This is a genomic window from Thiolapillus sp. (assembly GCF_048562965.1).
Taxonomy (GTDB): Bacteria; Pseudomonadota; Gammaproteobacteria; order Chromatiales; family Chromatiaceae; genus Thiolapillus; species Thiolapillus brandeum_A.
Genome location: NZ_JBHNMF010000618.1, coordinates 1 through 1,838, shown reverse-complemented (window position 1 = coordinate 1,838; position 1,838 = coordinate 1). Strand labels below are relative to the sequence as shown.

The 1,838-nt window shown below is 55.9% G+C and carries 4 protein-coding genes; 3 read left to right on the top strand and 1 reads right to left on the bottom strand.

Annotated features, from left to right (window positions below):
- The 3 genes from ACOCD2_RS18400 to ACOCD2_RS18390 form a co-directional block, all read left to right on the top strand.
- Positions 1-381, top strand: a 381-nt coding sequence (locus ACOCD2_RS18400) for a type II toxin-antitoxin system RelE family toxin (protein WP_293675028.1), incomplete at its 5' end; no start/stop codon positions are given.
- Positions 326-814, top strand: coding sequence for a helix-turn-helix domain-containing protein (locus ACOCD2_RS18395; protein WP_293652901.1), 489 nt, complete (start codon positions 326-328; stop codon positions 812-814). The genes ACOCD2_RS18400 and ACOCD2_RS18395, both read left to right, overlap by 56 nt.
- Complete coding sequence (locus ACOCD2_RS18390; protein ID WP_293649960.1) at positions 811-1,266, top strand: DUF6941 family protein; 456 nt, start codon at positions 811-813, stop codon at positions 1,264-1,266. The genes ACOCD2_RS18395 and ACOCD2_RS18390 overlap by 4 nt, the downstream gene beginning before the upstream one ends.
- A 246-nt stretch (positions 1,267-1,512) precedes the next feature.
- Here ACOCD2_RS18390 and ACOCD2_RS18385 read toward each other — a convergent pair whose 3' ends face one another.
- On the bottom strand, positions 1,513-1,785 hold the full coding sequence (locus ACOCD2_RS18385) for a CopG family ribbon-helix-helix protein (protein WP_293649656.1): 273 nt from the start codon (positions 1,783-1,785) through the stop codon (positions 1,513-1,515).
- Positions 1,786-1,838: the final 53 nt, after the last annotated feature.

The following is a 1,838-nucleotide window of genomic DNA, read 5'->3' as shown; positions in this document are numbered from 1 at the left end:
TACGCCCTTTTCATTCATGACGATGCCAAGGCTGACCTGCTGGCCCTGCGGGAGAGTGAGCCCCGAACGGCGGGCCGGATTTTGGCCCTGCTGGAGCAGTTGGAGGGCGATCCCGACCTGCTGGATCGATTGACCCAGCACGATTACGGCACAGCGGATTTCCACGTCAGCAGGTGGCAAAGTCAATGGCGCGAGGGGCGGAATCTATGGCGATTGAAGATGTGGGACCTGAAGGGAAATGGCCTGCGCTATCGTATCATCTACGCCTTCGAGCCAAGAACACACCATTACCACGTATTGGCGATTGCGCCACGGGAGTTCGACTATGATGCAAAGCACCCCATCGGCCAGCGCATCCTCCGCGCCTACGAAGAGCTTTGAAAGGGTTTTCGGCGACTCCGGCACGGCGACCAGTCGTACCCGCTGCCAGGTCTTCGCCTTCGAAGCCTATACCACGCCCAGCCCACAAGCTCCGGCCAAGCACTCCTCCATTAGCCAGTTGTCGGCCGAATGGGAGGGGGATGCCAAGGGCCGGGCTGCCTTGGAGGAAGGGCGGCAATGGGTGGCCGATACCTTTTATGGCGAAGATGGCGACACGGTGCGCACCCTACGATTACGCAAGGGATGGTCTCAGGCCCGTCTTGCCGAGGCATTGGCGACCAGTCAGCCGCATATTGCCCGTATCGAACGGGGTAGGGAGAACCTGACTATCGAAACCTGCCGTAAACTCACCCGGGCATTGGAGATTGATCTGAATACCCTGGACCAAGCGCTTAAGCGCCAGGAAGCCATTGCACAAGCCAGACAGAAATGATTACACGCCACGTCGAAACCCTGTTTTGTGACGATATCCGCCACGAGGTTGGCGGAAAGCTTTCGTTTATCGGCGTCTATTCCGGCGGACTATTCGTCCCGGCGTTTCCGGTCACGCTGCCCAAGTTGTGTTTGTCCGTGAAAATCGTTACACCGGCTGATGAACCGATCAAAGTGCTGAATTTACGGGTTCTGCGGGATGAAGAGATCTTGCAGGAAATCGCCCTCGACGAAGAACAATTGGCAGCCGCCTCTGATTCTGCCGAGGAGATGACCGAAGAACAACGAAAGGAACGGGTCCAAATGGCGCAATTTATGTTGGCCTTCTCCCCAATTCAATTTGAAGACGCCTGCACTTTGCGGGTACGTGTCCAGACAGAAGATGGTGAGTTGCACGGCATGGCGCTGAAAGTGGATCAGGCTCCGCCGCCAGCAGATATGGTTCCCGATTAATCGGGCTTGTAAGACTACCTCCGGGTAGCAGACCCCAGCCGGTAATGACGCCTGATCGAAGCGGGTGGGACTGGGGCCTCTGATCCAAGGCTCTGCATCGCAAGGTGCGGAGCCTTTTGTCTGCCTGGAAGTCGGATTGATCCAAAATGCACCGGCGGCAGCCGCATTTGGGTATAGATTTCCGCCTGCAGGCTCACCCCATGAGATAGAGTCGCTGTACGTCAGCGAGAGCTGGCGGAGACCAGATCAGATGTGGCACTTAGGCAGCTCCGCATCTTCGCCCGCTTCAAGCTTCGCCAGCCATGCGTCAGCTTCTTCAAGCGTCAGATGCAGTCCGTTTTCCTGGTAGGCTTCCCAGGCGCGCAGCGCATCCTGTTTGAAAGATTCTCGTTTTTCCTCACGCTCAACATAGTCTCGAATCGCTTCGCGCATGATCCAGTGCGATGAACGATGCCGCACTTCAGCTAAGTGCTGGATCCGGCTTTTCAGATCATCATCAAGTTTTACTGATGTTGCCATTTTGCCACCTCAATATCAAAAGGTAATACCTTTGAAGACTAGAGTTTAGAGTA